The sequence below is a fragment of the Actinomyces sp. S6-Spd3 genome (genome assembly GCF_000758755.1).
Classification (GTDB): domain Bacteria; phylum Actinomycetota; class Actinomycetes; order Actinomycetales; family Actinomycetaceae; genus Pauljensenia.
On sequence record NZ_JRMV01000125.1, the window covers coordinates 1 to 627 of the forward strand.

1 pseudogene is annotated in these 627 nt (G+C 54.5%); it reads right to left on the reverse strand.

The features are described from left to right. Positions 1 to 449: pseudogene (locus tag HMPREF1627_RS00760) on the reverse strand (glycoside hydrolase family 36 N-terminal domain-containing protein); the annotation flags it as partial. Positions 450 to 627: the final 178 nt, after the last annotated feature.

Sequence of the window (627 nt, forward strand, 5' to 3'; positions counted from 1 at the left end):
CGGATACGCAGTGGGCCCTGTTCGAACGGCTCCACGAAAATCTTCAGAGCGAGCTGTGAACCTTCTGAAGTTGCAGAGAACGCAACGGGCTGGTTGTCGACGAATGCGACTCCGTCTTCAATATGGCAATTCTCAGGGAGTTCTATGGCCGCGCATTTAAAGCGGGGCGACCAGCTAGTTCCATCGGCGCGGTGTCCTGCAAGCGCGGGGCGTCCCAGCCAGCCGTCGGATTCAAGTGGGATGAGGGTGGAGGAAACGTGATCATCGGGGGCGTTTCCGTCCAAAGACTCTCGGTTGCTTATTACCGCTGCTTTCACGTCAGCTGGGGTGAGAGTGCCTAAGGCTGGGCCCCAATAGCAAACCTGGGGGATTCCGCCGAAGGAATTGTCCAGAATAAATCCGGTATCTCCGGCGCACATATAAACGGCGTCGATTGTTTTATCTTTCACGCGGGTCTCCTTTGAACTGCGTTAAAGCGCTTCTGCAGTGACAAAGCTAACACGATCTACACGCGTAGACCAGCCCTCAGAGAGTAGTTACCAAACCGTTATGTTTGTTCTCAGTCTCAAGTTCCTTTAAAGGCTTCACGCCTGATCCCACGTGCCGGCACACCTTGAGCCGGATTGT